This window comes from Rhodococcus sp. PvR099 (genome assembly GCF_017833315.1).
GTDB lineage: Bacteria > Actinomycetota > Actinomycetes > Mycobacteriales > Mycobacteriaceae > Rhodococcus_G > Rhodococcus_G oryzae.
Genome location: NZ_JAFIBV010000001.1, coordinates 1,693,611 through 1,719,756, shown reverse-complemented (window position 1 = coordinate 1,719,756; position 26,146 = coordinate 1,693,611). Strand labels below are relative to the sequence as shown.

28 protein-coding genes are annotated in these 26,146 nt (G+C 70.4%); 20 read left to right on the top strand and 8 right to left on the bottom strand.

Annotated elements, in window-relative coordinates; genetic code table 11:
* Positions 1 to 11: 11 nt before the first annotated feature.
* On the top strand, positions 12 to 212 hold the full coding sequence (locus tag JOE46_RS07845; RefSeq protein WP_209926766.1) for a hypothetical protein: 201 nt from the start codon (positions 12 to 14) through the stop codon (positions 210 to 212).
* A 59-nt stretch (positions 213 to 271) separates the two neighbouring features.
* Here JOE46_RS07845 and JOE46_RS07840 read toward each other — a convergent pair whose 3' ends face one another.
* The gene (locus JOE46_RS07840; RefSeq protein ID WP_077042050.1) at positions 272 to 574 is read right to left on the bottom strand and encodes a type II toxin-antitoxin system VapB family antitoxin; all 303 of its coding nucleotides are present in this window, start codon (positions 572 to 574) and stop codon (positions 272 to 274) included.
* Positions 575 to 775: 201 nt separating this feature from the next.
* On the opposite strand from JOE46_RS07840, the gene hrcA reads away from it, so the two are divergent.
* From hrcA to JOE46_RS07820, 4 genes are all read left to right on the top strand, one after another.
* Positions 776 to 1,810 (top strand): heat-inducible transcriptional repressor HrcA, encoded by a 1,035-nt coding sequence (gene hrcA / locus JOE46_RS07835; protein ID WP_097211526.1) that lies wholly within the window; start codon positions 776 to 778, stop codon positions 1,808 to 1,810.
* A 78-nt stretch (positions 1,811 to 1,888) separates the two neighbouring features.
* Positions 1,889 to 3,043, top strand: a complete 1,155-nt coding sequence (gene dnaJ / locus JOE46_RS07830; protein ID WP_097211377.1) for a molecular chaperone DnaJ — start codon at positions 1,889 to 1,891, stop codon at positions 3,041 to 3,043.
* A gap of 18 nt (positions 3,044 to 3,061) precedes the next feature.
* Positions 3,062 to 3,823: a 16S rRNA (uracil(1498)-N(3))-methyltransferase gene (locus JOE46_RS07825; RefSeq protein ID WP_097211376.1), complete on the top strand. Its 762-nt coding sequence runs from the start codon at positions 3,062 to 3,064 to the stop codon at positions 3,821 to 3,823.
* 5 nt (positions 3,824 to 3,828) lie between these two features.
* The gene (locus JOE46_RS07820) at positions 3,829 to 4,614 is read left to right on the top strand and encodes a S9 family peptidase (protein ID WP_097211375.1); all 786 of its coding nucleotides are present in this window, start codon (positions 3,829 to 3,831) and stop codon (positions 4,612 to 4,614) included.
* Position 4,615: 1 nt separating this feature from the next.
* On the opposite strand, the gene JOE46_RS07815 is transcribed toward JOE46_RS07820, so the two are convergent.
* Together JOE46_RS07815 and JOE46_RS07810 are read right to left on the bottom strand one after the other, a co-directional pair.
* Entirely contained in the window at positions 4,616 to 5,473 is an 858-nt protein-coding gene (locus JOE46_RS07815) for an SMP-30/gluconolactonase/LRE family protein (RefSeq protein ID WP_209926765.1), read from the bottom strand.
* A gap of 92 nt (positions 5,474 to 5,565) precedes the next feature.
* Positions 5,566 to 7,152 (bottom strand): MFS transporter, encoded by a 1,587-nt coding sequence (locus JOE46_RS07810; protein ID WP_097211373.1) that lies wholly within the window; start codon positions 7,150 to 7,152, stop codon positions 5,566 to 5,568.
* Positions 7,153 to 7,244: 92 nt separating this feature from the next.
* Between JOE46_RS07810 and JOE46_RS07805 the strand changes: the two genes are divergently transcribed.
* From JOE46_RS07805 to JOE46_RS07770, 8 genes are all read left to right on the top strand, one after another.
* Entirely contained in the window at positions 7,245 to 7,955 is a 711-nt protein-coding gene (locus JOE46_RS07805; protein WP_097211372.1) for a TetR/AcrR family transcriptional regulator, read from the top strand.
* A 219-nt stretch (positions 7,956 to 8,174) separates the two neighbouring features.
* Positions 8,175 to 9,176 carry a PhoH family protein gene (locus JOE46_RS07800; protein ID WP_223263808.1) on the top strand — a complete coding sequence of 334 codons (1,002 nt, stop codon included), beginning with the start codon at positions 8,175 to 8,177 and terminating at the stop codon, positions 9,174 to 9,176.
* A 100-nt stretch (positions 9,177 to 9,276) separates the two neighbouring features.
* On the top strand, positions 9,277 to 9,819 hold the full coding sequence (ybeY, locus tag JOE46_RS07795) for an rRNA maturation RNase YbeY (RefSeq protein WP_209926763.1): 543 nt from the start codon (positions 9,277 to 9,279) through the stop codon (positions 9,817 to 9,819).
* Positions 9,816 to 11,138 (top strand): hemolysin family protein, encoded by a 1,323-nt coding sequence (locus JOE46_RS07790; RefSeq protein ID WP_097211370.1) that lies wholly within the window; start codon positions 9,816 to 9,818, stop codon positions 11,136 to 11,138. Before ybeY ends, JOE46_RS07790 begins: the two co-directional genes overlap by 4 nt.
* Positions 11,131 to 11,541, top strand: a complete 411-nt coding sequence (locus tag JOE46_RS07785) for a hypothetical protein (RefSeq protein ID WP_051636960.1) — start codon at positions 11,131 to 11,133, stop codon at positions 11,539 to 11,541. Before JOE46_RS07790 ends, JOE46_RS07785 begins: the two co-directional genes overlap by 8 nt.
* Positions 11,531 to 12,451, top strand: coding sequence for a GTPase Era (gene era, locus JOE46_RS07780; RefSeq protein ID WP_077042041.1), 921 nt, complete (start codon positions 11,531 to 11,533; stop codon positions 12,449 to 12,451). Before JOE46_RS07785 ends, era begins: the two co-directional genes overlap by 11 nt.
* Before the next feature lie 97 nt (positions 12,452 to 12,548).
* A complete protein-coding gene (locus JOE46_RS07775; RefSeq protein WP_097211369.1) occupies positions 12,549 to 13,592 on the top strand; it encodes an alpha/beta fold hydrolase in 1,044 nt (347 codons plus the stop codon).
* 81 nt (positions 13,593 to 13,673) lie between these two features.
* A complete protein-coding gene (locus JOE46_RS07770) occupies positions 13,674 to 14,366 on the top strand; it encodes a class I SAM-dependent methyltransferase (RefSeq protein WP_209926761.1) in 693 nt (230 codons plus the stop codon).
* Between the two features lie 62 nt (positions 14,367 to 14,428).
* Here JOE46_RS07770 and JOE46_RS07765 read toward each other — a convergent pair whose 3' ends face one another.
* The gene (locus JOE46_RS07765) at positions 14,429 to 14,989 is read right to left on the bottom strand and encodes a TetR/AcrR family transcriptional regulator (RefSeq protein WP_209926751.1); all 561 of its coding nucleotides are present in this window, start codon (positions 14,987 to 14,989) and stop codon (positions 14,429 to 14,431) included.
* Between the two features lie 3 nt (positions 14,990 to 14,992).
* Positions 14,993 to 16,396, bottom strand: coding sequence for an amidase (locus tag JOE46_RS07760; RefSeq protein ID WP_209928994.1), 1,404 nt, complete (start codon positions 16,394 to 16,396; stop codon positions 14,993 to 14,995).
* 140 nt (positions 16,397 to 16,536) lie between these two features.
* Here JOE46_RS07760 and JOE46_RS07755 point away from each other — a divergent pair, with 140 nt between their 5' ends.
* Genes JOE46_RS07755 through JOE46_RS07740 form a run of 4 tightly spaced genes read left to right on the top strand, consistent with a single transcriptional unit; the run spans position 16,537 to position 19,470 of the window.
* Positions 16,537 to 17,403, top strand: coding sequence for an alpha/beta fold hydrolase (locus JOE46_RS07755; protein WP_209926749.1), 867 nt, complete (start codon positions 16,537 to 16,539; stop codon positions 17,401 to 17,403).
* A 54-nt stretch (positions 17,404 to 17,457) separates the two neighbouring features.
* Positions 17,458 to 18,306 carry a DNA repair protein RecO gene (gene recO / locus JOE46_RS07750; protein WP_097211364.1) on the top strand — a complete coding sequence of 283 codons (849 nt, stop codon included), beginning with the start codon at positions 17,458 to 17,460 and terminating at the stop codon, positions 18,304 to 18,306.
* Positions 18,263 to 19,069 carry an isoprenyl transferase gene (locus JOE46_RS07745; RefSeq protein ID WP_097211363.1) on the top strand — a complete coding sequence of 269 codons (807 nt, stop codon included), beginning with the start codon at positions 18,263 to 18,265 and terminating at the stop codon, positions 19,067 to 19,069. Before recO ends, JOE46_RS07745 begins: the two co-directional genes overlap by 44 nt.
* Positions 19,066 to 19,470, top strand: coding sequence for a hypothetical protein (locus tag JOE46_RS07740; protein WP_097211362.1), 405 nt, complete (start codon positions 19,066 to 19,068; stop codon positions 19,468 to 19,470). The genes JOE46_RS07745 and JOE46_RS07740 overlap by 4 nt, the downstream gene beginning before the upstream one ends.
* A gap of 35 nt (positions 19,471 to 19,505) precedes the next feature.
* On the opposite strand, the gene JOE46_RS07735 is transcribed toward JOE46_RS07740, so the two are convergent.
* Positions 19,506 to 22,118 carry a hypothetical protein gene (locus tag JOE46_RS07735; protein ID WP_209926747.1) on the bottom strand — a complete coding sequence of 871 codons (2,613 nt, stop codon included), beginning with the start codon at positions 22,116 to 22,118 and terminating at the stop codon, positions 19,506 to 19,508.
* A gap of 126 nt (positions 22,119 to 22,244) precedes the next feature.
* On the opposite strand from JOE46_RS07735, the gene JOE46_RS07730 reads away from it, so the two are divergent.
* Positions 22,245 to 22,664, top strand: coding sequence for a metalloregulator ArsR/SmtB family transcription factor (locus JOE46_RS07730; RefSeq protein WP_097211360.1), 420 nt, complete (start codon positions 22,245 to 22,247; stop codon positions 22,662 to 22,664).
* Positions 22,661 to 23,686 (top strand): cation diffusion facilitator family transporter, encoded by a 1,026-nt coding sequence (locus JOE46_RS07725; RefSeq protein ID WP_097211359.1) that lies wholly within the window; start codon positions 22,661 to 22,663, stop codon positions 23,684 to 23,686. The genes JOE46_RS07730 and JOE46_RS07725 overlap by 4 nt, the downstream gene beginning before the upstream one ends.
* Here the strand turns inward: JOE46_RS07725 and JOE46_RS07720 are convergent.
* Positions 23,683 to 24,102, bottom strand: coding sequence for a Fur family transcriptional regulator (locus tag JOE46_RS07720; RefSeq protein WP_072753901.1), 420 nt, complete (start codon positions 24,100 to 24,102; stop codon positions 23,683 to 23,685). The two genes, JOE46_RS07725 and JOE46_RS07720, sit on opposite strands and share 4 nt — an antisense overlap.
* A complete protein-coding gene (locus tag JOE46_RS07715) occupies positions 24,099 to 24,467 on the bottom strand; it encodes a metalloregulator ArsR/SmtB family transcription factor (protein ID WP_257017393.1) in 369 nt (122 codons plus the stop codon). The genes JOE46_RS07720 and JOE46_RS07715 overlap by 4 nt, the downstream gene beginning before the upstream one ends.
* Positions 24,468 to 24,658: 191 nt before the next feature.
* Between JOE46_RS07715 and JOE46_RS07710 the strand changes: the two genes are divergently transcribed.
* Positions 24,659 to 26,050, top strand: coding sequence for a glycine--tRNA ligase (locus JOE46_RS07710; protein ID WP_097211357.1), 1,392 nt, complete (start codon positions 24,659 to 24,661; stop codon positions 26,048 to 26,050).
* Positions 26,051 to 26,146: the final 96 nt, after the last annotated feature.

The following is a 26,146-nucleotide window of genomic DNA, read 5'->3' as shown; positions in this document are numbered from 1 at the left end:
CAGGAGATCACATGAACCACCCATCAGCCGACCGGGCCCCCGTCCCCGCCGAACCGTCGATCTCCCGGCTCCGATCGTCGCCGGTGATCGCGCTCGGCTCCGGGATCTCGGCCTGCGCGCCCGCACTGATCGTGACCGGGTCCGTTGTCCTGTGCGCGGTCGTGGCTTTGTTCACCGTCGCCTGTGTCGGTTTCGCCGCCCTGATGATCTGAGCGAGGGCGGGGCCGAGCCGATCGATGAGCGCAGGCGGATCAGCCCCCCCCCGGTCGGGTCAGCGGATCGCGTCGTAGTCGAAGACCCGGGCGTGCAGCACGACCCTGTTGCGCAGGGCGGAGCGGACCGCGCGGTGCAGGCCGTCCTCGAGGTAGATCACGCCGTCCCAGAGCACCGCGTGCGGGAACAGGTCGCCGTAGAAGGTGGAGTCCTCGGACAGCAGGCGGTCGAGCTCCAGGACCTTGGTGGTGGTCACGATCTCGTCGAGGCGCACCTGTCGTGGTGGGATCTTGGACCAGTCGCGCATGGACAGCCCGTGGTCCGGGTACGGCTTGCCGTCCCTCACGCCCTTGAAAATCATCGGTGTTCCCGTCCCGGTTGTCGGGGGTGCGCGGCCGGCACCTGGCGCCGTTCGCGCACCACACACAGTAAGGCCTCGCGGGAAGCGCCCGGCAGGGCGATTAGACTGGTAGCCGGTCGCGGGGGTGTGAACCACGCCGACCGTGACGAATGGTCTCGCCGGACTTCCGGACGGGGGAGTCGGGTGACGGAGGTGGCCGCTATGTCGAGTACCGATGAACGACGCTTCGAGGTGCTGCGCGCGATCGTCGCCGACTACGTCGCCACCCAGGAACCGATCGGCTCGAAGGCCCTCGTCGAACGCCACAACCTGGGCGTCTCCAGCGCCACCGTCCGCAACGACATGGCCGTGCTCGAGGCCGAGGGCTACATCGCCCAGCCGCACACCAGCTCCGGCCGGGTGCCGACGGACAAGGGCTACCGGCAGTTCGTTGACCGGATCGCCGACGTCAAGCCGCTCTCGCCCGCCGAACGCCGCGCCATCCTGGAGTTCCTCGAATCCGGCGTCGACCTGGACGACGTGCTCCGCCGCGGGGTGCGGTTGCTGGCCCAGCTGACCCGGCAGGTCGCGGTCGTGCAGTACCCGACAATCTCGTCGTCCTCTGTCCGCCACCTCGAGGTGGTCGCGTTGACCCCGGCCCGGCTGCTGCTGGTGCTCATCACCGACTCCGGTCGCGTCGACCAGCGCATCGTCGAACTGGGCGACGTGATCGACGACGAGAACCTGGCCCGGCTGCGGAACCTGCTCGGTGGCGCGCTGGAGGGCAAGCGCCTGGCCGCAGCGTCGATCGCCGTCTCGGAGCTGGCCGCCGACGCCCCTGACCACCTGCGCGACGCCGTGGTCCGATCCGCGACGGTGCTGATCGAGACCCTCGTCGAGCACCCCGAGGAGCGGCTGGTGCTGGGCGGCACGGCGAACCTGACCCGCAACGCGGCGGACTTCACCGGGTTCCCCGGCTCGCTGCGATCCGTCCTCGAGGCCCTCGAGGAGCAGGTCATCGTGCTCAAGCTGCTCGCCGCCACCGGCGACGCGGGCAAGGTGACCGTCCGGATCGGAGAAGAGACCCAGATGGAGCAGATCCGCGGGACCTCGGTGATCACCACCGGCTACGGCGCGGGCGGCAATGTCTTCGGCGGCATGGGGGTGCTCGGCCCCACCCGGATGGACTACCCGGGAACAATCGCATCGGTCGCCGCCGTTGCGAGGTATATCGGCGAGGTTCTCGCCGAGCGCTGACGCGTGTGCGCGGGCTGCCGCGAGCATGACTTTCACTGACAGCTGGAACTGATCGACAACGAGGACGAGAGACTTAACGTGGCACGGGATTACTACGGACTTCTGGGCGTCAGCACGAAGGCGACCGATCAGGAGATCAAGCGGGCGTACCGCAAGCTCGCCAGGGAGCTGCATCCCGACGTCAACCCCGACGAGGCGGCGCAGGCCCGGTTCAAGGACATCTCGACGGCATACGAGGTGCTCTCCGATCCCGAGAAGCGGCGAATCGTCGACCTCGGCGGCGACCCGCTGTCGCAGGGCGGCGGGGGCGGCGGCGCCGGATTCGGTGGTGCCGGCTTCGGCGGCGGACTCGGCGACGTGTTCGAGGCGTTCTTCGGCGGCGGCGGCCAGACCAGCCGTGGACCGCGCGGCCGCGTGCAGCCCGGCGCGGATTCGCTGCTGCGGACCAAGCTGACCCTCGAGGAGTGCGCCACCGGCGTCACCAAGCACATCACCGTGGACACCGCGATCCTCTGCGACGCGTGCACCGGTGCAGGCACCAACGGCGACTCCAAGCCCGTGACCTGTGAGACCTGCCGCGGTGCGGGCGAGGTGCAGTCCGTCCAGCGCTCGTTCCTCGGCCAGGTGATGACCTCCCGTCCGTGCCCGACCTGTCGCGGCGCCGGCGAGACCATCCCGGACCCCTGCCACAAGTGCGGCGGCGACGGCCGGGTGCGTGCCCGCCGTGACATCGCGGTGAAGGTCCCGGTCGGCGTGAGCGGCGGCATGCGGATCCGGCTGGCCGCGCAGGGCGAGGTCGGCCCCGGCGGCGGCCACGCGGGCGACCTGTACGTCGAGATCATCGAGCAGCAGCACGACGTGTTCGTCCGTGACGGCGACGACCTGCACTGCACCGTCCGCGTCCCGATGGTCGATGCGGCGCTCGGCACCACCGTCACCGTCAACACGATCATCGACGGCCCGACGGAGATCACCATCCCCGCGGGCACCCAGCCGGGCAAGGTCGAGTCGGTCCGCGGGCACGGCATGCCGAAGCTGCGTTCCGGGGTGCGGGGCGACCTGCACGCGCACCTGGAGGTCGTGGTCCCCGCGCGCCTCGACGGCAAGCAGACCGCGGCGCTCAACGCGTTCAAGGACCTGCGCGACAAGGACCAGGCCGAGGTCGTCACCACCGCCTCGCAGCACAACGGCGGACTGTTCTCCCGCCTGCGCGACGCGTTCAGCGGTCGCTGACGGGTCGGGCGAACGAACATGGCCGCGACGGTGTTCTATCTGGACCCGCTGCCCGAGGTCGGCGCGGTCGCCGTGCTCGACGGCAAGGAGGGCAGACACGCCGCCACGGTGCGCCGGATCCGGGTCGGTGAGCGGCTGGTGCTCTCCGACGGCCGGGGTGCCGTCGCGGACGCGGTGGTCGTCGAGGTCGGCAAGGACCGCCTCGACCTGGAGGTCACCGCCCGCGCCACCGTCCCGGCGGCCGCCCCTGCGGTGACGTTGGTGCAGGCGCTGCCGAAGGCGGAGCGCTCCGAGCTGGCGGTCGAGCTGGCCACCGAGGCGGGCATCGACGCGATCGTGCCCTGGCAGTCCGCGCGGTGCGTGGCCCGCTGGGAGGGCCCGAAGGCCGACAAGGGCGTCGCGAAATGGCGCGCGGTGGCGGCGGCCGCCGCGAAACAGTCACGGCGAGCACATATTCCGGAGGTGCTCGACCTGCACCGCACGCCCGCGGTCGTCGAGCGGGTGGCGGCCGCGGTGGCCGGTGGCGCCGTGGTCGCGGTGCTGCACGAGTCGGCCACGACGGCGCTGGCGGAGCTGCCGCTGGCCGCGGCGGCCGAGATGCTGCTGGTGGTCGGGCCAGAGGGCGGCCTGGACGACGCGGAGGTCGACCTGCTGACCGCGGCGGGGGCGGTCGCGGTGCGCCTGGGCCCGACGGTGCTGCGGACCTCCACGGCGGCCGCGGTGGCGCTCGGCGCGATCGGCGTGCTCACCGACCGCTGGTCCGCGCGGCCCCTCCAGTAGTCGCCGTGCCCCGCCAACGCGTCGACTACGGACCCGAGCCGCAGCAGTTCGGGCACCTGTACCTGCCCGCCGCCCCGGTCGCCGAGCCGGTGCCGGTGCCGGTGCCGGTGGTGATGCTCGTGCACGGCGGCTATTGGAGCGCCGACTTCCACCTGAACCTGGCGACCGCCCTCGCCATCGAGCTGGCCCGGCGCGGGGTGGCGTCGTGGAACGTCGAGTACCGCCGGGTCGGTGCGGGTGGCGGCTGGGAACAGACCAGTGCCGACATCGAGGCCGCGCTGGCCGCGGTCGGCGGCATGCTGCCCGCCCTCTCGCCGATCCCGCTCGATCTGGAGAACGTCCGGATCGTCGGTCACTCCGCTGGCGCGCAGCTGGCGTTGTGGGTTGCCGGGCAACGGGATTCCCCGGTTCGCCCCGAGCGGGTCGTCACGCAGGCGGGCGCGATGGACCTGGCCGCGCGCGCGGCCGGTCGCACCGCGGGCGCCGCGCTGCAGGCGTTCTTCGGCGCCCGGTACGACGACGCGCCGCAGCTCTACCGCGACGCCTCGCCCGTGTACCGGGTCCCGATCGGGGTCCCGGTGGTCTGCATCCACGGCGCGGAGGACATCCAGGTGCCGGCCGCCGCCAGCCGCGCGTACCGGGACGCCGCCCAGGCGGCCGGGGACACGGTGGCGTTCTGGGAGGTGCCGGGTGAGGGCCACAACGACTTCCTCGCCCGCGGTTCCAGGAGCTGGGACCTGACCCTGCGCGCCCTGCTCGACGACGACCCCTGGGCGACGCACCCGGTGTGACCTAGGCTCCCGGCCAGCCGCCCCCCGGCGCCGGCGCGGCGGTGCTGACCACGGTGCCGTCCCACGCCGTGTGGTCCATGAAGCGCTCGGCTCCCGGCCACTGCGCGGCGACGACGAAGAGGGTGTCGCCGTCCGCCCCGCCGAGCGCGCAGGCGAACGCGCCGCGGTCGAGCTGCACCCGGTCGAGGACCTGACCGCCCTCCGCGACGCGCACGCAGCACCGGTCGCCGACGTCGGCGTACCAGGCGGCGCCCTCGGCGTCGAGGCAGATGCCGTCGGGTGAGTGGTCGCCGACGCCGGCCCAGACGCGCCGGTTCGACAGCGAACCGTCGGTCGCGATGTCGAAGGCGGTGAGCCGGTGACGGTAGGACTCGGCGACGATCAGCGTGGCGTTGTCGGCGGTGACCGCCATGCCGTTCGGGAAGTCCAGGTCCTCGGCGACCACGCGCGCCCGCCCATCCCCGGTGACCAGTGCGACGAATCCGGGTGCGCTCTCGGCTGCGGGCGGCCCGGCGGCGAAATCGAAGTTGACGTTGTTGACGTAGGTGTTGCCCCTGCCGTCGACGACGATGTCGTTGCTGCCGTAGGGCGAGAGCGCCGACAGGTCCGCGTAGCGCGTGAGGGTCCGGTCCCGCGACAGGCGGAGCAGCGCCCGCTCGGGGCCGGAGGCGAGCACTGGTGTCCCGTCGGGCAGGAAGTCGAAGCACAGCGGCAACGACCGATGTTCGACCACGGCCTCGATCCGGCCGTCCGGGTCGATCGCGTGGATCACCCCGGCCGTCCAGTCCGCGACCCACAGCCGTCCGTCGTGCCAGCGTGGGGATTCCAGCTGGCCGAAACCGCTCGCCACTGTCTGCATCACTCGCATGATCCGCCTCCCGTTGTGTCCCTGGGGAGGTAGACCCCCGGGCCGGGCGAAACTCATCGGTCCGAGGCCGCCGGGGTCTCCGGCTACGGTCGGTCGGTCGACCGGCCGGGCAGGATCACCGCCACCAGCACCGCGCCGACAGCGAGCGCGAGCCCGCCGGCCAGGCTCGCGCTCGCAATCGCGTCCGCGAACGAGGTGGAGGCAGCCTCGAGGAGCGGCTGGGCGTACGAGACAGACAGCGGATTGCCCGCCAGCTCCTGCGCGACCAGCGCCGCGCCGCCGACCGACTCCCGCGAGACCTCCATCGCATAGTCGGCCTGGGCGGCGAGATCCCCGCCGAGCTGGGGGAGCGGCGCGCCGTCGATGAAGCCGGCGATCGAGTCCTTGTAGCTCGCCGCCAGAATGGAACCGAGGATGGCGATGCCAAGCGATCCGCCCAGCTCGATCGCGGTGTCGTTGAGGCCGCCCGCGGCGCCGAGGTCGCTGTCGGGGAAGCTGCCCATGATCGCGTCGGTGGCGGGCGGCTCGCTCAGGCCGATGCCGACTCCGAGCAGGACCAGCGGCACCAGGAAGTCGAGGTAGCCCGAGCCGCCGTCGACCCGCGTCAGCAGCAGCACGCCAGCCGCCGCGAGGACCATGCCCGCCACGATCGCGCTGCGCACGCCGATGCGCGGGGTGATCCGGCCGCTGACCACCGCACCCGCGGTCACCGCCGCGGCGAGGGGCAGCAACCGGACGCCGGTCTCGAGCGGGCCGTAGCCGAGCACGAACTGGAACTCCTGGGCGATGAAGTAGATGGCGCCGAACGCGGACAGGAACAGCAGCAGCACCGCGAGGGTCGAGCCGCCGACGCTGCGCTCGCCGAGCTTGCGCACGTTCAGCAGCGGCTGCGGGTGCCGCAGCTCCCAGGCGACGAACGCCGCGAGCCCGACCAGCGCGATGGCGGCGCCGACGAGCGGGCCTGCGCCCCAACCGAAGTGGAAGCCGTTGATGATCGCGTAGACGAGCGCCCCGATCGCGACGACCGACAGCAGGCCGCCGATCCAGTCGATGCGGCCCAGGCCCTCGGCGCGCGACGGCGGCACGAGGGCGAGTGCGGCGACGGCCGCGACCGCGGCGATGGGGACGTTGATCAGGAAGGTCGCGTTCCAGGAGTGGCTCTCGAGGATCCAGCCCGCCAGCAGCGGCCCGAACGCGATGGCCAGCCCGGAGGTGGCCGCCCAGGCGGCGATCGCGCGGGAGCGCTCCGACTTGGGGAAGGTCGCGACCAGCAGCGAGAGCGTCGCGGGCATGATGATCGCCGCGCCGACGCCCATGGTCATCCGGGCCGCGATCACCGCGGTTGTGGTGTCCGCGAGGCTGCCGAACACCGCGCCGCCGCCGAACACCAGCAGGCCGGTCAGCAGCGCGCCGCGGCGGCTGTACTTGTCGCCGATCACGCCTGCCAGCAGCATCAGCGCCGCGTAGGGCACGGTGTAACCGTCGATGACCCACTGCAGCTGCGCGCTGGTCAGGCCGAGGTCCCGGGTCATGTCCGGCGCCGCCACGATGAGCGCGGTGTTCGCCATCACCACGATCAGCAGGCTCAGGCACAGCACGCCGAGCGCGGCCCAGCGCCAGCGGTAGGGCTGTTCCATCCGGGAGACCGGCTTGGTCGCGAGTGTTGTCATCGTCGGCGCTCCATTCGGCGGCGGCGGTCCGGCGTCCGGACCTATCTGCACATTGATGTGCAAGTTAATAGCTTGCACACTGCTGTGCAACTATGCTTGACGCAGATCACATCGGGCGGCGAGAGGTGGATGCGACGGTGGCGGAGCCGGTGAGGCGTCGACGCAGCGAGGCGCGGGCCAATCGGACGCGCATCATCGACGCCGCGATCGGCGCCTTTGCCGCCGACCCGGACGCGAGCATGGACGACGTCGCGCGTGCGGCGGGCGTGGTCCGCCGCACGGTCTACGCGCATTTCCCCAGCAGGGAGGCGCTCGTCGAGGGCATCGCGGACGAGGCCTCGGCCGAGCTGGTCGCGTCGTTCGGCGCGGACGTTCCGGTGCCGGAACGACCCGACCTGGCGCTCGCCGTCCTCGCCCTGCTGACCTGGCCGGTCGGCGACCGGTTCCGGATGCTGCTGACCTTCGCGCGCAAGGAACTCGGCGAGCAGCGCATCCTCGACCTGATGGAACCGGCGCGGGCGCCTGCCATCGCCATGGTCGAGCAGGGCCAGCGCGAGGGGACCTTCTCGTCGTACCTGCCCGCCGGGCTCCTGGTGGCGATGACCGAGGCCGTCACGATGACCCTGCTCGATCAGGTCAACAAGGGTGGCGTCACCGATTCCGGCGAGTCGTTCGGAGTCGTCTCACTGGTGCTGCTCGGGGTCGCGCCCGATCGTGCGGCGGAGGTCGTCGACGAGGCACGGGCGTGGATCCGGGACGCCGAGGGCGCGCAGGTGCCCGCGGCTGGCCCTGACCGGCGGTAATCGTGTGGGCGGCGCGAACGACCCGCGATAGACTGCGAGGTATCAGGGCGGCCAAGTCCGTCGGGACACGGAACCAGGAAAGCAGGCCATAGCTACCACGTGAGTGCAGACAGCGACATGGGCGATCAGTCGGACGACGCAGGGGGACGCGCTTCGCGCGCAGGGGCGAAGGCCAACGGCAGCCAGGACCGCCCAGCGCAGCGCACGGTGCGGTCGAGCATGGAGGTCTCACCTGACGCGGTGCTCCCGCTGCTCGGTTCCTCGGATCAGAACCTCAAGGAACTCGAACGCGCCCTCGACGCAGACATTCACGTTCGTGGCAACGCGATCACCCTCACCGGCAGGGCCGCGGACGTCGCGCTGGCCGAGCGGGTGATCGGTGAGCTGATCGCCGTCGTCGCAGGCGGCAACACCCTGACCCCCGATGCGGTGCGGCGCAGCGTCGCGATGCTCACCGAGGGCGTCGCCGAATCGCCCGCGGAGGTCCTGAGCCTGGACATCCTGTCCCGGCGCGGCAAGACCATCCGGCCCAAGACGGTCAACCAGAAGCGATACGTCGACGCGATCGACGCGAACACCATCGTCTTCGGCATCGGCCCCGCCGGCACCGGCAAGACCTACCTCGCCATGGCCAAGGCCGTGCAGGCGCTGCAGAGCAAGAACGTCAGCCGAATCATCCTGACCCGACCCGCGGTCGAGGCGGGCGAGCGGCTCGGGTTCCTGCCCGGCACCCTGCACGAGAAGATCGACCCGTACCTGCGGCCGCTGCACGACGCGCTGCACGACATGATGGACCCCGAGGCCATCCCGAAGCTCATGCAGGCGGGGGTCATCGAGGTCGCCCCGCTCGCCTACATGCGTGGCCGCACCCTCAACGACGCGTTCATCATCCTGGACGAGGCGCAGAACACCACGGCCGAGCAGATGAAGATGTTCCTGACCCGGCTCGGGTTCGGTTCCAAGATCGTGGTGACCGGCGACGTGACCCAGGTGGACCTGCCCGGCGGCGCCCGGTCCGGACTGCGGGCTGCCTCGGAGATCCTGACCGACATCGACGACATCCACTTCGCCGAGCTCACCAGCGCGGACGTGGTGCGGCACCGCCTGGTCTCCGACATCGTCGACGCCTACGAGCGTTTCGAGACCGAGCGGATCGACGAGGTCAAGCTCGGCAACCGCTCGCAGCGCCGGGCGGCGCAGGCCCGCCCGTCGCGACGCTGACGATCGCCCAGCCGCTTGAGCACGATGGTGGGCACAGCCCACGTGACCACACCGCCCCCGCCCATCACCGCCGCAGGCGGCCCCGAGGAGAACGACTGTCATGAGCATTGAGGTATCCAACGAGTCCGGGATCGACGTCTCCGAGGGCGAGCTGATCAGCGTCGCGCGGTTCGTCGTCGGCCGGATGGACGTGCACCCGGCGGCCGAGCTGTCGATGGTGCTCGTCGACCTCGACACGATGGCCGACCTGCACATGCGGTGGATGGACCTGCCCGGTCCGACGGACGTGATGTCCTTCCCGATGGACGAGCTCGAGCCCGGCGGTCGGCCCGACGCCCCCGAACCCGGACCGGCGATGCTCGGCGACATCGTGCTGTGCCCCGCCTTCGCCGCCGACCAGGCAGCCAAGGCCGGCCATTCCACCGCGCACGAGCTGGCGCTGCTGACCGTGCACGGTGTCCTGCACCTGCTCGGCTACGACCACGCCGAGCCGGAGGAGGAGAAGGAGATGTTCGCGCTGCAGAACAGCCTGCTCGCCGACTGGTACGACGAGCTGCGCCTGGCCGAGCGGGAGGCGGAACTGGCCGCCCGTGACAGCAGGCTGCTGGGCAAGACCGGGTTTGTCGACGGCCCCGAGCAGTGAGTGATGAGCTAGTCCAGATCCTGCTCGCCGCGATCCTGGTACCGCTCGGCGGGCTGTTCGCCGCCATCGACTCCGCACTCAACACGATCTCCCGGGCCAGGGTCGAGGACCTGGCCAAGGATGCGCGTCCGGGTGCGCAGCGCCTGCTGATGGTCGTGGCCGACCGGCCCCGGTACGTCAATCTCATGGTGCTGCTGCGGATCCTGGCCGAGATCACCGCCACGGTCCTGCTCGCCGCCGCGCTTCTGGACATGCTCGAGCGGAGCTGGGCGCTGCTGGTCACCGCGGTCGTGATGGTGCTCATCGACTACGTCGCGATCGGGGTGGGGCCGCGGACCATCGGCCGCCAGCATGCCTACTCGATCACGCTCGCCGCGGCGCTGCCGCTGCAGGTGATCGGCGTCCTGTTCTCCCCGATCAGCCGACTGCTCATCCTGGTCGGCAACGCGCTCACCCCAGGTCGGGGTTTCCGCAACGGCCCCTTCGCCTCCGAGATCGAGCTGCGTGAGCTGGTCGACATGGCGCAGGAGCGCGGGGTGGTGGCCGACGAGGAACGCCGGATGATCCAGTCCGTGTTCGAGCTCGGCGACACCCCCGCCCGCGAGGTGATGGTCCCGCGCACCGAGATGGTGTGGATCGAGGCGACCAAGTCCGCGGGTCAGGCGACCTCGCTTGCCGTCCGCAGCGGGCACTCCCGGATCCCGGTGATCGGCGAGAACGTCGACGACATCCTCGGCGTCGTGTACCTCAAGGACCTGGTCCAGAAGACGTACCACTCGACCGACGGCGGCCGGGGCGTCACCGTCGGGGAGGTGATGCGCCCGCCGGTGTTCGTGCCCGACTCCAAGCCGCTCGACAGCCTGCTCGCCGAGATGCAGCGCGACCGCAACCACATGGCGCTGCTGGTCGACGAGTACGGCGGCATCGCCGGGCTCGTCACCATCGAGGACGTCATCGAGGAGATCGTCGGCGAGATCGCCGACGAGTACGACATCGGCGAGATCGCGCCGGTGGAGGACCTGGGCGACGGTCGTTTTCGGCTCTCGGCCCGCCTGCCGATCGAGGACCTCGCCGAGCTGTTCGAGATGGAGATCGACAACGACGAGGTGGAGACGGTCGGCGGGCTGCTCGGCTACGCGCTCGGCCGGGTCCCGCTGCCGGGCTCGGAGGTCACCACCGACGGCCTGATGCTGCGTGCCGAGGGCGGCAGCGACGTCCGAGGCCGGGTCCGGATCAGTACTGTTCTTGCATGGAGAGCGCCCGAACCGGACGCCGACTCGGTCGGCGATGACGAGGGAGACGAGGGCCGACATGACTGAGCATCTCGACGAGGAGGACGCCAAGCTGGTGGTCCTCGCCCGCGGGGCGATGGGCCGAACCGGCGGCGCACAGGGCGCGGCGGTCCGGGACCTCGACGGTCGCACCTACGCCGCAGGCCCGGTCTCGCTCGACGCCCTGACCCTCACCGCATTGCAGGCCGCGATCGCCGCGGCCCTCTCGAGCGGGGCGGAGGGTTTCGAGGCCGCCGCGGTGGTGGGCGACCTGCCCGGCAGCGCCGCAGACATCGTCACCGCCGTCCGGGACAACGAGCCCGGGGTGCTCGCACTGACCGAGGTCACCGCCTCCGCCAAACTGATCGCCGCCCGAGCCGACGGCTCGGACCCCTATGTCATGGGCTGGGAGCCCTACCGACCCATTTCTGGAGATGCCCATGAGCACTGAGACCGAATTCCGTTCCGGCTTCGTCTGTTTCGTCGGACGGCCGAACACCGGCAAGTCGACGCTGACCAACGCGCTGGTCGGCAGCAAGATCGCGATCACCTCGTCGCGGCCGCAGACCACCCGGCACACCATCCGCGGCATCGTGCACCGCCCGCACGCCCAACTGATCCTGGTCGACACCCCCGGGCTGCACCGGCCCCGGACTCTGCTCGGTCAGCGACTGAACGACCTGGTGCGCGACACCTACTCCGAGGTCGATGCCATCGGTCTGTGCATCCCCGCGGACGAGAAGATCGGCCCCGGCGACCGCTGGATCCTCGAGCAGGTCCGCCAGATGGCGCCGAAGACCAAGCTGATCGGCATCGTCACCAAGATCGACAAGGTCAGCAAGCAGAAGGTCGCCGAGCAACTGGTGGCGCTGTCGAAGCTGCTCGGCCCCGAGACCGAGGTGATCCCGGTGTCGGCGGCGTCGGGGGAGCAGGTCGAGATGCTGGTCGATCTGCTGGCGAAGTCGATGGACGAGGGCCCGGCGTTCTACCCGGATGGCGAGATCACGGACGAGCCGGAGGAGACGCTGATGGCCGAGCTCATCCGCGAGGCCGCGCTCGAGGGGCTCGGCGACGAGCTGCCGCACTCGCTGGCCGTGGTGATCGAGGAGGTCATCGAGCGTGAGGGCCGCACCGAGAAGCAGGGCGAGATGCTCGACGTGCACGCGCTGCTCTACGTCGAGCGGCCCAGCCAGAAGGGCATCGTGATCGGCAAGGGCGGTGCCCGGCTGCGCGAGGTCGGCACCAAGGCGCGCACCCAGATCGAGAAGCTGCTCGGCACCCGGATCTTCCTGGAGCTGCACGTGAAGGTCGCAAAGGACTGGCAGCGCGACCCGAAGCAGCTCGGGCGCCTGGGGTTCTAGGCGGCTGCGCCGGCCAGTCCCACCAGGCGAGGGCGAGCAGTTGCCGGGTGACAACGGATCCCGTGGAGATGATCGTCCCGGGTCGTAGGCTCGTGCCATGCTGGAGAAGTCCGAGATCCGGTTCCTCCCCCTCGGCGCCCGCCGCGTTGCGTACGAGATTCGCGGGGATGGTCCACCACTCGTGGCTCCGGCGTGGTGGGTGAGTCACCTCGAGCTCGACTGGCAGGGTGTGGGTTTTCGGCGATTCTGGGAGGGAGTCGCAGCTGGCTACACGCTGATCCGCTACGACCGGCTCGGCGTCGGCTTGTCGGACCGCACCTTGCACGATTCGGACCTGAGCCTCGATGGGGAAGTTGCGACGTTGTGCGCGCTTCTGGATGAGCTCGAGCTCGAGCGTGTGTCGCTCATCGGCGGCTCATCTGGGAGCTGCACCGCCATCGCGTTTGCCGCAGCGTTTCCGGAGCGCGTCGAGCACCTGGTGCTGTACGGGTCGTACCCCAACGGTGCGGCGCTGACAACACCGGGCGTGGGGGATGCGATCTTGGCGACGGTGCGCGCGCACTGGGGCCTCGGCTCGCGCCTGCTAGGTGACATCTTCCTCGGTGGCGCCGACCCTGCGGAGCACGAACTCTTTGCGCGGTTGCAGCGGGAGGCGGCGACCGCCGAAACCGCTGCCGCATTGTTGGATCTGGCCTATCACCTCGACGTACGCGCACACCTCCCTCTCGTCCGCCAGCCGGCGTTGGTTGTGCATCGTCGTGGCGACCGCGCGGTACCGTTCCGGCTCGGGCGCGAGGTCGCGGCCGCCATTCCGGGCGCGACCTTCGTCCCGCTGCCGGGAAGCGCGCACTTCCCCTGGCACGATGACACCGATTCCGTGGTCCGCGCGTGCCACCAGACGCTGGCACCGGTGCAGCCGTCGTCGCACCGTGCGAGCGAGCCGGAATCGGTCCTGCTGTCCAGCCGTGAGCGTGAGATCCTCGCCTGCGTCGCTCGCGGTCTCGGCGACCGTGAGATCGCAGAGCAGCTCGTGCTGAGCCCGCATACCGTTCACCGCCACGTTGCGAATATCCGCCGCAAGCTGGGCCGCACCTCACGGACGGCCGCCGTCGCGGAGGCCGCGCGTCTCGGACTCCTGTGAGATGGCCGGAATGGGCCATCTGCAGGAGATGGCCGAACTGAGCGATGTGCGCAACAAGCGGTCGCTCGTACGTTTGACCGCATGACCGAGAACGTAAGCATCGAATCAAGCAACGAACTCCAGGCGAGCCCCCCATCAGCGGCGTGGCTGCGGATCTTCGCGCTGGCGTACGACCCGTTTCTCTGGCTGGGCGAGATCGCAGGCATGCGCCACCGGCGGAGCTCGCTCCTGGGCGGCGCCCACGGTCGCGTCGTCGAGATCGGCGCCGGGACCGGGCTGAACATCGCGCACTATCCCGACGGGATCGCCGAGCTCGTGCTCGCCGAGCCCGAACCGGGGATGCGCCGAAGACTTGCGCGTCGCCTGCAGCGGCATGCGCCCATCGCGCGGATCGTCGACGCGCCTGCCGAGCGTCTACCGCTCGCCGATGCGTCGGTGGACACCGTCGTCTCGACGCTCGTCCTCTGCACCGTCAACGACCCCGAACTCGCGCTCCGCGAGATCGCGCGCGTGCTCCGCCCGGATGGGCAGTTGTTGTTCATCGAACATGTGCGTGCGAGCTCGCGGTTCCTCGCGGCGTGCCAGGATCTTCTGCTCGATCCGTGGCGACACTTTGCGGGCGGCTGCCGCTGCAACCGCGCGACCGCGGACCTGATGCGCGACTGCGGTTTCACGATCGCAGCCGACGATGCTGTGTGGCGCGGCATGCCGCCGATCGTCCGTCCGCTCGTGGTGGGACGCGCCACCAGGCTCGGCAAGCTGGCGATGGAGTAACACGGTCGATCGGACCGGCCAGTCGACTGCTCCATCTCGGGCGGCCGGTAGCCGGGCCCCGTTCATGGCTGAGCCCCGCCGACCAGCAGCAGGATCGCGGTCGAGACGTCGGTGCCCGCGCCGCCGGTCGCCAGCCGGCGCAGCTGCAGGCCGGTGATGGTCGCGACCAGGGTCGGTGCGATCGCCGCGGCGTCGGGCACGCCAAGCGCCTCGAGGATGGTCACGGTGAGCGTGTCGTAGGCCGCGAAGCACTCGTCGGCTGCCGCTTGCAGCTCCGGGTCGCGGCCGGCCTGGATGTACAGCTCGAACGGCGCCATCCGCTCCGCGTCGAACGCCAGGTCCCGCACCACCTGCTCGGTGAGCGAGGCGGCGTCCTGCACGCTCAAGCCGGTGTCCCGGTACTGCTCGGCCAGGTCGGTCAGCCGGGCGGTCTCGGCGGTGACGAAGCCGAGCAGGGCGTCGCGCAAAAGGTCAGTCTGGCTGGGGAAGTGGTAGGTGATCGAGCCGAGCGAGACCTCGGCCTGCGCCGCGATCCTGCGGTTGGTGACGGCGGCGATGCCGTCGGTGCCGATGATGTGCAGGACCGCGGCGAGGATCCGCTCACGAACCGGGGTCTCGCTCACCGGTCACCACCACTGTTCGGGACGTTCACGGTCCCAACGTAGTTCACGTTCGAGCTGGGCCGCGAGCGAGACCAGCAGCGGTTCGGTGTTGTCGTGACCCATCAGCTGCACGCCGAGCGGCAGGCCGTCCGGGGTGAAGCCGGCGGGCACGTTCACGCTCGGCCAGCCCAGGATGTTCCACGGCCAGGTGTACGGGCAGGCGGCGGTGATCACCTTGTCCGTCTCGAAGTGCCCGATGCCGTCGATCGCGTTCACCGGCGGCGGCGGGGTGGCGGTGGTCGGGGCCAGGATGACGTCGAAGTCGTTGAAGATGGTGCCGATCCGCCTGCGCATGCGCGGCTCGGCGGCGCGCGACGCACGCAACGGCAGGCCCCCCAGTAGCCTGCCGGTGCGCGCGTTGGACAGGGTGCGCGGGTCGAGCAGCGTCGGGTCCGGCACCCGCGAGCGCCACTGCTCCAGCCCGGCCATCGACCGCGGCAGGAAATTCGTGCCCAGCAGCAGCCCGTAGGCGGGGTCCGCGACGGTCACCTCGTGGCCGAGGCGGCGCAGCGCGTGCGCGGTGGCACCGATCGCCTCCTTGACCTCGGGGTGCAGGGTCCTTGGCGTGGCCGTGTAGGGAATCTTCAGCGACAGCGCGATCCGCAGCCGGCCGGGCTCGCGGTCAACGGCATCGCGCACGGTCACCGGCGGGGGCTGGTGCTTGTCGCCCTCGTGGCTGCCGGAGACCAGGTCGAGCAGGAGCGCCGCGTCCGCCACCGTGCGGGCGAGCGGCCCCATGACGGTGATGCCGTAGAAGGCCTCGGGCTCGGGCCAGGTGGAGATCCGTCCACGCTGCGGCTTGATGCCGACCAGGTTGGTCCACGACGCCGGGATCCTCACCGAACCCGCGCCGTCCGAGCCGAGCGCGGCCGGTACCAGCCCGGCGGCGACCGCGGCCGCGCTGCCGCCGGAGGACCCGCCGGGGGTCCGCTCGCGCGCCCACGGGTTCCTGGTGTGCCCGAAGCTGCCCCCGGTGAACGGCCACTGGCCGAGCTCGGGGCTGTTGGTCTTGCCGACGATGACGGCGCCCGCGGCGCGCAGTCGCCGCACGACCTCGGAGTCCGCGGTCTTGGCGGGGAACTCGCCCGGGCAGCCGAAGGCCGTCGGTTCGCCGGTGATATCGACGTCGTCCTTGACCGCGATCGGCACGCCGAGCAGCGGCAGGCGCTCGCCCGCGGCCAGCCGACGGTCGGCCTCGGCCGCCTCCGCGAGCGCGGCCTCGCGGCGAACCACCCGGAAGGCGTTGAGGCCAGGCTGGCTGGCGTCGATGGCGTCCAGGCTGCGGCGAACCCGGTCGACGGAGGTGGAGGCGCCGGTCGCCAGGGACTGTGCGGTCTCCTCGAGTCCGAGTTCCCTGGTCTCTTCCATGTGCGTGCTCACTCCGTGCCTCCCGATGACTGTTCGTTCGAACGAACAGTACCTCCGGCCGGTGTCGGCCGCCAGGTTTTCGCGTCAGGATTCGGTGCCGGGTGAGTAGCTTTGGGCCCAGCGCGAACATCGGAGGAGTCATGAGCGGTGACCTGAGGGCCTGGGAACGGCGTGGGCGCCACCTCGAGGTCGACGGGAACCGGATCTTCGTCGTCGAGATAGGGGAGGGCACCGGCGCTCCGCTCGTGATGGTGCACGGGTTTCCCGGCTCGTCGCACGACTTCGCCGAGGTGGCGGAGCGGCTCGGGTCCGGTCGGCGGGTGGTGCTGCTCGACCTGCTGGGGTTCGGGCTGTCCGACAAGCCGACCTCGGCCCGCTACTCGCTGTTCGAGCAGGCGGACCTGGTGGAGGCCGTGCTCGGCCGGTTGGGTATCGGCCGCTGCGTGCTGATCGCCCACGACATGGGGGACACCGTGGTGGCCGAGCTGACGTACCGCCACAATCTCGGTGTCCTCGGGTTCGTTCCCGAGCAGGTCATCCTGACCAACGGCTCGATCTTCATCGACCTCGCGCAGCTGACGTCCGGCCAGCGCGCGATGCTGCGCCTGCCCGCGCGGGCGCTGCCCTTCTCACCCCCGCATTGGCTGCTGGCCCGCGCGATCGACCGCAGCTTCTCGCCGCGCGCGCCCGCTCCGGCCGGCGCCATCGACGCCCTGATCGAGGCCATCGAGCGCAACGGCGGCGGGCGGCTGCTGCCCCGCCAGAACCGCTACATTCTCGAGCGCCGGGCGCATCAGGATCGGTGGACGGCGGGGCTGGTGGAGTACCCGGAGCCGTTGGCGCTGATCTGGGGCGAGTGCGACCCCATCGCCGTCCCCGAGATGCCCGCGCGGTTGCTCGAGCTGCGCCCCGACGCCGCGGTGACCGGGCTACCCGGCATCGGGCACTGGCCGCAGCTCGAGGCGCCGGACCGGCTCGCCGAGCTGATCGGGCAACGCCTGGGCTGACCGGGTGAGCGCGGGCGGTCCGGGATTGTCCCCGCATCGTGGGACACTTTCCTGGTGAGGTTGTACCGGGACCACGCGGTGGTGTTGCGCCAGCACAAGCTGGGCGAGGCCGACCGCATCGTCACCCTGTTGACCCGCCAGCACGGGCTGGTGCGGGCGGTGGCCAAGGGTGTGCGCCGCACCAAGTCCAAGTTCGGTGCCCGGCTGGAGCCGTTCGCGCACATCGACGTGCAGCTCTACCCCGGCCGCAACCTCGACATCGTCACCCAGGTGCAGACCCTGGATGCCTTCGCCGGGGACATCGTCGACGACTACGGCCGGTACACCACCGCCTGCGCGGTGCTCGAGACCGCGGAACGGCTCGCGGGCGAGGAGCGGGCCCCGGCCCTGCGGCTGCACCAGCTCACCGTCGGCGCATTGCGCGCGGTGGGGGAGCAGGCCAGGCCACCCGAGCTGATCCTCGACGCGTTCCTGTTGCGGGCCATGGGTTTCGCCGGCTGGGCGCCCGCGCTGGAGGAGTGCGCGCGGTGCGCAGCACCCGGCCCGCATCGGGCCTTCCACGTGGCCGCGGGCGGGGCGGTCTGCGTGCACTGCCGACCGCCTGGCTCGGCGACACCCTCCCCTGGCGTGCTCGACCTGATGGACGCGCTCGCGCGCGGCGAGTGGGCGAACACCGAGACCGTCACGGCCGCGGTCCGCGCGCAGGCCAGCGGGCTGGTCGCCGCGCACCTGCAGTGGCACCTCGAGCGTCAGCTGCGCACCCTGCCGTTGATCGAGCGCTCACGCCCGCACGCCGCGGCCGAGGTGGATACCGCGGATCCGCGGGCGGTGGCGGGGCCACCCCGTCCGGTCGGGCAGGATGGTGACCGTGATTCGACGACGCGAACCGCAAGCTCCGCCTAACCGCGTGATCCGGCCCCCGGCCCCCCACCCCTCCGGCGCCAGGGCGCCGATCCTGCAGCCCGAGCTGATCCCGCGGCACGTCGCGTTGGTGATGGACGGCAACGGCCGCTGGGCCCAGGAGCGGGGCCTGCCGCGCACCGCGGGTCACGAGCGCGGCGAGGCGGTGCTGATGGACACCCTCGAGGGCTGCATCGAGATCGGCGTGAAGTGGCTCTCGGCGTACGCGTTCTCCACCGAGAACTGGAAGCGCAGTCCCGAGGAGGTGAAGTTCCTGATGGGCTTCAACCGGGACGTGATCCGGCGTCGGCGCGACGAGATGCACGAGATGGGTGTGCGGGTGCGCTGGGCGGGGCGCAGGCCGAGGCTGTGGGCCAGCGTCATCAAGGAGCTCGAGGTCGCCGAGGAGCTGACCAAGCACAACACCACGATGACCCTGACGATGTGCGTGAACTACGGCGGCCGCGCCGAGATCGCCGACGCGGCACGGGAGATCGCGCGTCGGGTGGCGGCGGGCGAGCTGAACCCGGAGAAGGTGACCGAGGCGACCGTCGCGAAGTATCTCGACGAGCCCGACATGCCGGACGTGGACCTGTTCCTGCGACCTTCGGGTGAGCTGCGCACGTCGAACTTCCTGATCTGGCAGTCCGCCTATGCGGAGATGGTGTTCCAGGAGAAGCTGTTTCCGGACTTCGACCGCCGCGACCTGTGGGCCGCGTGCGTCGAGTATGCGTCGCGCGACCGAAGGTTCGGAGGAGTGAAGTGACGGACGCCGGGACCGCCGAGCAGCTGCAGGTCCGCGCCCGTGACGCGCTCGCGCATTTCGTGGAGGTGCGCGAATCCGACGACGGGTCATTGGGTTTCGAGTACGCGGGGGCGCTGTGCTCGCTGCGGGCGGTGAACCTCGCGCCCGGGCTCGACGTGCTGTCGGTGACCGCCGTGCTGGCCTGGGACCGTCCGGTCAAGCCCGCGCTGCACAAGAAGGTCGCCGAGAAGAACTCGATGATGCAGTTCGGGTCGATCACGGTGATCACCCGCGGCAAGCTGGCCGACGTGATCCTGCGCTACACCTTCCCGGCCGCCGGGCTCGAGGACGAGGCGCTCACCACGATGCTGCTGCTGGTGCTCTCGGGCGCGGATCAGGGTCGGCAGGGGTTGCTGCCCTAGCCGCCGCGCTCAGGTGCGCGATCGGGATCCACTCGTCACCGATGTGCGCGCTTGGATTCACGGGCCGCGTTCTTGGCGGAGCGTGCGATGCTCTTGAGTTCGTCACGGGTGAAACCGAGATGGCGGGCGGAGCGCATCCAGGTGTAGAGGTCCGAAGCCGCCCGATGCTGGCCGAGCCGCGAGTAGCAGGCCGCCAGGTCGAAGGCGGACTTGCGGGCTCGCTCGGCGACCTCGGGATCGGGGAAGGCGCCCGCGATGTCCAGGATCATCCGGTGGGCGTTGCCCGTCTCGTGCAGGCGGCCGAGACCGGTCAGGAGCAGCGCCTTGTTGCGCAGTGTCTTGACGCGGCGGAGCCGGCGTTCGGGGGAGTCGACGGACAGGTCGTGGACTGCGAGGACGTGGTCGTAGGCGGTGATCGCGGCGACAGGGTCGCCCAGATCGTCGATCAGAACGGCGCGGTTGTAGGCGGCCACTTCGCGGGCGCTCATGATGTCGCCGTCGGTCGATCCATCGGCGAGCCGTCCGAGCGCCTCGTAGGCCTCGATCGCGGCACGCTCCTCGCCGAGTCGGGCGAGCGCGATGCCGAGTCGCAGGTGACCGCGTGCGTGTACCCGCCGTGCGCGGGTGTCGAGGCCGGGGCGGCGCAGGGCGGCACCGCGTGCGACGGCGACGAGTTCCTCCCACCGCCCGGCGTCGACCAACAGACCTCCGAGCACGTCCAGCGCCGCGAGCCCGAGCATGACGATGTTCTCGTCGGGGTCCGCACCGGTGTCGGCCGCAACCGCCGCGAGCAGCGTTTCGGCGTCCGCGCGTCGCCCCTCGTCGACCAGTCTGTCGGCCTCGTACAGCCGTTCGCGAAGATCGCGGTAGCGGGCCTCTCCCGCCGAGGCGGGGGCCGCATCGGTGGGGGAGGAGATCGCGAGGATCCGTTGATTCTCGGTCGCGAGGTCGACGGTGTCGCGGGTGTCCGGGTCGCCGCTGTCCGCGTGGTTCGTGACCAGGCCCCGCAGCAGGGTCGCCGCCAACTCGCGTTCGCCTCGTTCTGCCGCGCGTGTCGACTGAGTGAGGCGGCGCCGGGCGTCCAGGCGGCGGATGCGCACGTCTGGATCGGCGGCAAACAGATCCGCAAAGCGGTGCAGCGCACCATCGATCTCGGTCGGATCGAGCCCGGGTGACTGCCACACGGAGAAGAGTGAGTTGGCCGCCCACAGGCGGACGTCGGCGTCGGCGTCGTGGGCCGAGCGATTCACGGTGTCGCGGATGACACCGCGAGATTCGGCCAGTTCGCCTGCTTCCCGCAGGAGGCGTCCCCGCCAGTACATCGATTGGGCGATCGCGGCCGCGACGCCGGGCACGCCGGCGGCCCTGGCGTACCGGTGCGGCACCTGCTTCAGCACCTCGAGGGCATCGCCACGGCGGCCGATGTCGACGAGTCGAAGCGCTCGGTCGACCATCGCCAGGGCGAGCGGCACAACAAGACGCTCGTCGGTCTCGTGCCCGGGGAATCGCGCTTCGAGCCGTTCGTAGAGCTGCACGGCCATCTCGGGGTCGCCGAGATGCGCGGTCACCTCGGCGAGTCGTGATGCCACGCGCGCCCGTGCCCCCGCCGTGACCGGGCTGGTATCGGTGCCGAACGCGCGGTCGGCGTGGGCGAGGATCTGTCGATCCACCGTCGTCACCGCGCCTGCGTCCTCGGGAACACCCCCGAGCACCCACCACAGGACCGCCTCACGCGCGTCCTCGGCGGCACAGGCGGCATAGCGGTCCACCAGTGCGGTCGAGTGTTCCACGGCGGCAAGGTCGCGCTCGGTGTCGGGAAGCCGCTCCAGCACCTGGTCGAGATGCCGGGCCTGTTCGGCGGCCGCCTCGAAGCCGGGATCGGCGACGGGCACATCGAGAGCACGCAGGCCGTGGGTAATCGCCACCGCCGCAGGCAATCCCCGGCTGATCTCGTCGTCGACCAGGCAGAGCGATGCGGCGTGCAGGAGCGCCCGCGCCGAGGGGAGTGGCTCGGCCTCGGCGATCACGCGGTGCATCAGCGTGATCGCGGACTCCGGGTCATCTCCGATGTCGTAGCGGATCTGTGCCGCCCGATAGAGCGCATTGATGCGCAGATGACGCAACCGCTCGTCGGATTCCGCGGTGAGCGTGAGCGCCAGCGTCTCGAGGCCGACCGCCACCCGATGGCGATCTCGTCCCAGGTGCCGCCGCAGGATCTCGGCGGTGAGCATTGCCTCCGCTCGGGCCTGCCGCACACCGAGCGGTTGATCGTCCCCGATGTGACGTGCTGCGAACGACTCCGCCGCTCGCAGCACATCGACCAGCACGATCGCGTCATCGAGCTCGTGCCGGTGGATCCACTCGATCGCCTCGAGCTCGGCGAGCGCGCGGGCCTCCCGGACGGTGTCGGCATCGAAGCCGTCCGTGAGCTCGGTCATCCTCGCGATGCGTCGCTCGAGGGCATCGCGTGGTTCGGACGGGGCTTCCAATCGGAGGAGCATCCCCGTCGCCTCGGCCACGGCTACTGCGTCCAGGTCCTCGGCGGCACGTCCCTGCGCATCCAGCGCCAGAGCCAGGATCGCGTGCGCCTGCTCCTGATCACCTACCTCGAGCAGCTCGCGCGCACGGCGCACGACATCACGAACCATTCTTCGATCCTTCCCGGGATGTCCCCAAAATCTATATGCCCCAGGAGCGCAGCGGAGTTGTGCGTCGCGAATGTCCGCTGACGCCGGGGCGCCGCTTTCGGGGATCGACGGGCGTAATATCTACGTATGAATGCAGATAATGCATATTGCCGGCGGCGGCTGCAGGACGACCAGGTCGACCTCGTCGTGGAGGTGTTCCGGATGCTGGCTGACGCCACCCGTGTGCACGTGTTGTGGGCCCTGGTCGATCGGGAATGCTCGGTCAACGAGCTGGCGGCGCACGTCGGCAAGCCGGCGCCGTCGGTGTCGCAGCACCTGGCGAAGCTGCGGATGGCGCGGCTGGTGCGGACGCGCCGCGAGGGCACGACGGTGTTCTATCGGCTCGAGAACGACCACGTGCGCCAGCTGGTGACCGACGCGGTGTTCAACGCCGAGCACGCCGGTCCTGGCATACCCGGACATCACCGCACCGACAGCGGGTTGCGGGTCCTGCACGCCGATGCCGCGGGGGAGGCGGCGGTCGGCGAGATCGGCGGCCCAGCATGACGCACGAACACCAGGAGGGTCACGTGCACGCGCACCGTGGCGGCTTTCGCTCCGCCGTGCGGGAGGTGTTCGTCCCGCACCGCCACGACGCGGCCGGCAACGTGGACGACGCGCTCGAATCGAGCGCGATAGGCATCCGGGCGGTCAAGGTCAGCCTGGTCGTGCTGGGTGTCACCGCACTCGTCCAGCTGTCGATCGTCGCGGTCTCGGGGTCGGTGGCGCTGTTGGCCGACACCATCCACAACTTCTCTGACGCGCTGACCGCCGTCCCGCTGTGGATCGCGTTCGCGCTGGGCAGGCGTGCCGCGACCCGCCGCTACACGTACGGGTTCGGCCGCGCCGAGGACCTGGCAGGCCTGTTCGTGCTCGCCATGATCGCGCTGTCCGCGCTGATCGCGGGGTACGAGGCCGTGCGTCGGCTGCTCGATCCGGTGCCGATCGAGCACCTCGCATGGGTGGCTGCGGCCGGGCTGGTCGGATTCATCGGCAACGAGCTCGTCGCGCTCTACCGGATCCGGGTCGGCAGGCAGATCGGATCCGCTGCCCTGGTCGCGGACGGCCTGCATGCACGCACGGACGGATTCACCTCGCTCGCAGTGCTGTTCGGCGCGGGAGGCGTCGCCCTCGGATTCCCGTTGGCCGACCCCATCGTGGGCCTGCTCATCACAGCCGCGATCCTGATCGTGCTCATCAGCGCCGCGCGCGAGGTGTTCGGTCGGTTGATGGACGGGGTCGATCCGGATCTGGTCGATGCCTGCGAGCGTGCGCTCGCCGCCGAGCCGGGGGTGGCGGGGGTCCGGAGCCTGAAGATGCGGTGGATCGGTCACCGGCTACACGCCGACGCCGAACTCGACATCGACGCCGGTACCAGTCTCGAGGACGCGCACCGGATCGCCCATCGAGCCGAACACGCACTCACCCAAGCGGTCCCGAAGGTCTCGACCGCCCTGGTGCACGCCTATCCCGCGCACCCGCTGACGCGGGTGTCCCGAGCGACAGGCGCGGAATCGAGCGGGCGCTAGGCGGAGCAGTTGCGGCAGGTACCGAAGATCTCGACGGTGTGGCTGACGTCGGTGAAGCCGTTCTCGTCGGCGATGGACTGCGACCACTGCTCGACAGTCGGGCCCTCGACCTCGACGGTGAACCCGCACGACCGGCACACCAGGTGGTGGTGATGGCCGGAGGAGCAGCGGCGGTACACCGACTCGCCGGTGTCGGTGCGCAGGACGTCGACGGTGCCGGCGTCGGCGAGGGTCTGCAGCGTCCGGTAGACCGTAGTCAGGCCGATGCCCTCGCCGCGCTTGCGCAGCTCGTCGTGCAGGTCCTGCGCGGAGCGGAACTCGTCGATCTCGTCGAGGAGTGCGGAGATCGCGCTGCGCTGCTTGGTGGCCCGCACGCCGACCACGACGGGGTTACGCCTGTCGTTCTTCTCGGTCACGGTCTCGGTCCTTCCTCGGCGTGGGCGACGGCGTCGATCACGATGTGGGCCAGGTGGTCGTCGACGAGGCGGTAGAACACCTCGCGGCCGTTGCGTTCGCCGCGCACGACGCCCGCCGACTTGAGCACCCGCAGGTGTTGGCTTATCAACGGCTGGGTGACGCCGAGCGCCTCGACGAGTTCGTGCACGCAGCGCTCCGCGTCGCGCAGCTGCAGCACGATCGCGATCCGCACGGGGGCGGCCAGGGCGCGCAGGATGTCGCCCGCCGCGCTCAGCGTGTCCTTGCTCGGCAGGGCGGCCGGCGGCCTGGAGCCGGACGGAACGTGTTCGACGGCGTGGAGATCGTCGGCATCGCTGATGCTCACCCCGCACCCACCTCCTCGTCGGATCCCGCGGCGGGCCCCGCTCGCCTTATTGCAAATCGATTCCATTTTGATATGCATGGATGCGCATGTCAAATGGGGAGATTTCGGTCGGCCCGACGGGGCAGATAGGCTGGGGCGCAGAAAACCGCACGTGACCGCAGCATCTATTACCCAGATGGAGAGCTCCCCAAGTGGCACCCAAGTCCATGATCGAGACCGTCGCCAACCTCGCGAAGCGCAGGGGGCTCGTCTACCCCTGCGGTGAGATCTACGGCGGTACCAAGTCTGCCTGGGACTACGGGCCGCTCGGCGTCGAGCTGAAGGAGAACATCAAGAGGCAGTGGTGGCGCAACATTGTCACCAGCCGCGACGACGTCGTCGGCCTCGACTCCTCGGTGATCCTCCCGCGCGAGGTGTGGGTCGCATCCGGCCACGTCGGGGTCTTCAACGACCCGCTCGTCGAGTGCCTGAACTGCCACAAGCGGCACCGCCAGGATCACCTGCAGGAGGCCTTCGCGGAGAAGAAGGGCCTCGACAATCCGGACGACGTGTCCATGGACCTCATCGTGTGCCCGGACTGCGGCACCGTCGGCCAGTGGACCGAGCCGCGCGACTTCAACATGATGCTCAAGACGCACCTCGGCCCCATCGAGACCGAGGAGGGGCTGCACTACCTGCGGCCCGAGACCGCGCAGGGCATCTTCGTCAACTTCGCCAATGTGCTCACCACCTCGCGCAAAAAGCCGCCGTTCGGTATCGCCCAGATCGGCAAGAGCTTCCGCAACGAGATCACGCCCGGCAACTTCATCTTCCGCACCCGCGAGTTCGAGCAGATGGAGATGGAGTTCTTCGTCAAGCCGGGCGAGGATGCGGAGTGGCACCAGTACTGGATCGACACCCGGCTCGCCTGGTACACCGACCTCGGCATCGACCCGGAGAACCTGCGTCTGTACGAGCACCCGGCCGACAAGCTCTCGCATTACTCGACCCGCACCGTCGACATCGAGTACCGCTTCCGGTTCCAGGGCAGCGAGTGGGGCGAGCTCGAGGGCGTCGCCAACCGCACCGACTTCGATCTCAAGACCCACTCGGAGCACTCGGGCACCGACCTGAACTACTTCGACCAGGCCAGCGGCGAGCGGTACACCCCGTACGTCATCGAGCCGGCAGCAGGCCTGACCCGCTCGCTGATGGCCTTCCTGGTCGACGCCTACTCCGAGGACGAGGCGCCCAACGCCAAGGGCGGCGTCGACAAGCGCACCGTACTGCGCCTTGACCGTCGCCTGGCCCCGGTCAAGGCCGCCGTGCTGCCGCTCAGCCGCAACGCCGACCTCACCCCCAAGGCCAAGGATCTCGCGGCGCTGCTGCGCAAGAACTGGAACGTCGAGTTCGACGATGCAGGCGCCATCGGCCGCCGTTACCGTCGCCAGGACGAGATCGGCACCCCGTTCTGCATCACGGTCGACTTCGACACCCTCGACGACCATGCGGTGACGATCCGCGAGCGCGACACCATGGAGCAGGAGCGGGTCTCGCTCGACAAGGTCGAGGGCTACCTGGCCCAGCGACTGATCGGCGCCTAGTCTTCTTCGGTGACCTAGTTTTCTGATGAAGGGGCTGTCCCTGGCCGAGCGGCCGGGGACAGCCCCTTCGCCGTTCTCGCTGGTCCACGATCGGCC

Bases quoted from the DNA above. Each gene is read 5' to 3' on its own strand.
- JOE46_RS07845 (WP_209926766.1), top strand. From the start codon at position 12: ATGAACCACCCATCAGCCGACCGGGCCCCCGTCCCCGCCGAACCGTCG.
- JOE46_RS07840 (WP_077042050.1), bottom strand. From the start codon at position 574: ATGATTTTCAAGGGCGTGAGGGACGGCAAGCCGTACCCGGACCACGGG.
- hrcA (WP_097211526.1), top strand. From the start codon at position 776: ATGTCGAGTACCGATGAACGACGCTTCGAGGTGCTGCGCGCGATCGTC.
- JOE46_RS07825 (WP_097211376.1), top strand. From the start codon at position 3,062: ATGGCCGCGACGGTGTTCTATCTGGACCCGCTGCCCGAGGTCGGCGCG.
- JOE46_RS07815 (WP_209926765.1), bottom strand. From the start codon at position 5,473: ATGCAGACAGTGGCGAGCGGTTTCGGCCAGCTGGAATCCCCACGCTGG.
- JOE46_RS07810 (WP_097211373.1), bottom strand. From the start codon at position 7,152: ATGACAACACTCGCGACCAAGCCGGTCTCCCGGATGGAACAGCCCTAC.
- JOE46_RS07805 (WP_097211372.1), top strand. From the start codon at position 7,245: ATGCTTGACGCAGATCACATCGGGCGGCGAGAGGTGGATGCGACGGTG.
- JOE46_RS07800 (WP_223263808.1), top strand. From the start codon at position 8,175: ATGGAGGTCTCACCTGACGCGGTGCTCCCGCTGCTCGGTTCCTCGGAT.
- ybeY (WP_209926763.1), top strand. From the start codon at position 9,277: ATGAGCATTGAGGTATCCAACGAGTCCGGGATCGACGTCTCCGAGGGC.
- JOE46_RS07785 (WP_051636960.1), top strand. From the start codon at position 11,131: ATGACTGAGCATCTCGACGAGGAGGACGCCAAGCTGGTGGTCCTCGCC.
- era (WP_077042041.1), top strand. From the start codon at position 11,531: ATGAGCACTGAGACCGAATTCCGTTCCGGCTTCGTCTGTTTCGTCGGA.
- JOE46_RS07775 (WP_097211369.1), top strand. From the start codon at position 12,549: ATGCTGGAGAAGTCCGAGATCCGGTTCCTCCCCCTCGGCGCCCGCCGC.
- JOE46_RS07770 (WP_209926761.1), top strand. From the start codon at position 13,674: ATGACCGAGAACGTAAGCATCGAATCAAGCAACGAACTCCAGGCGAGC.
- JOE46_RS07760 (WP_209928994.1), bottom strand. From the start codon at position 16,396: ATGGAAGAGACCAGGGAACTCGGACTCGAGGAGACCGCACAGTCCCTG.
- JOE46_RS07755 (WP_209926749.1), top strand. From the start codon at position 16,537: ATGAGCGGTGACCTGAGGGCCTGGGAACGGCGTGGGCGCCACCTCGAG.
- JOE46_RS07745 (WP_097211363.1), top strand. From the start codon at position 18,263: ATGGTGACCGTGATTCGACGACGCGAACCGCAAGCTCCGCCTAACCGC.
- JOE46_RS07735 (WP_209926747.1), bottom strand. From the start codon at position 22,118: ATGGTTCGTGATGTCGTGCGCCGTGCGCGCGAGCTGCTCGAGGTAGGT.
- JOE46_RS07730 (WP_097211360.1), top strand. From the start codon at position 22,245: ATGAATGCAGATAATGCATATTGCCGGCGGCGGCTGCAGGACGACCAG.
- JOE46_RS07725 (WP_097211359.1), top strand. From the start codon at position 22,661: ATGACGCACGAACACCAGGAGGGTCACGTGCACGCGCACCGTGGCGGC.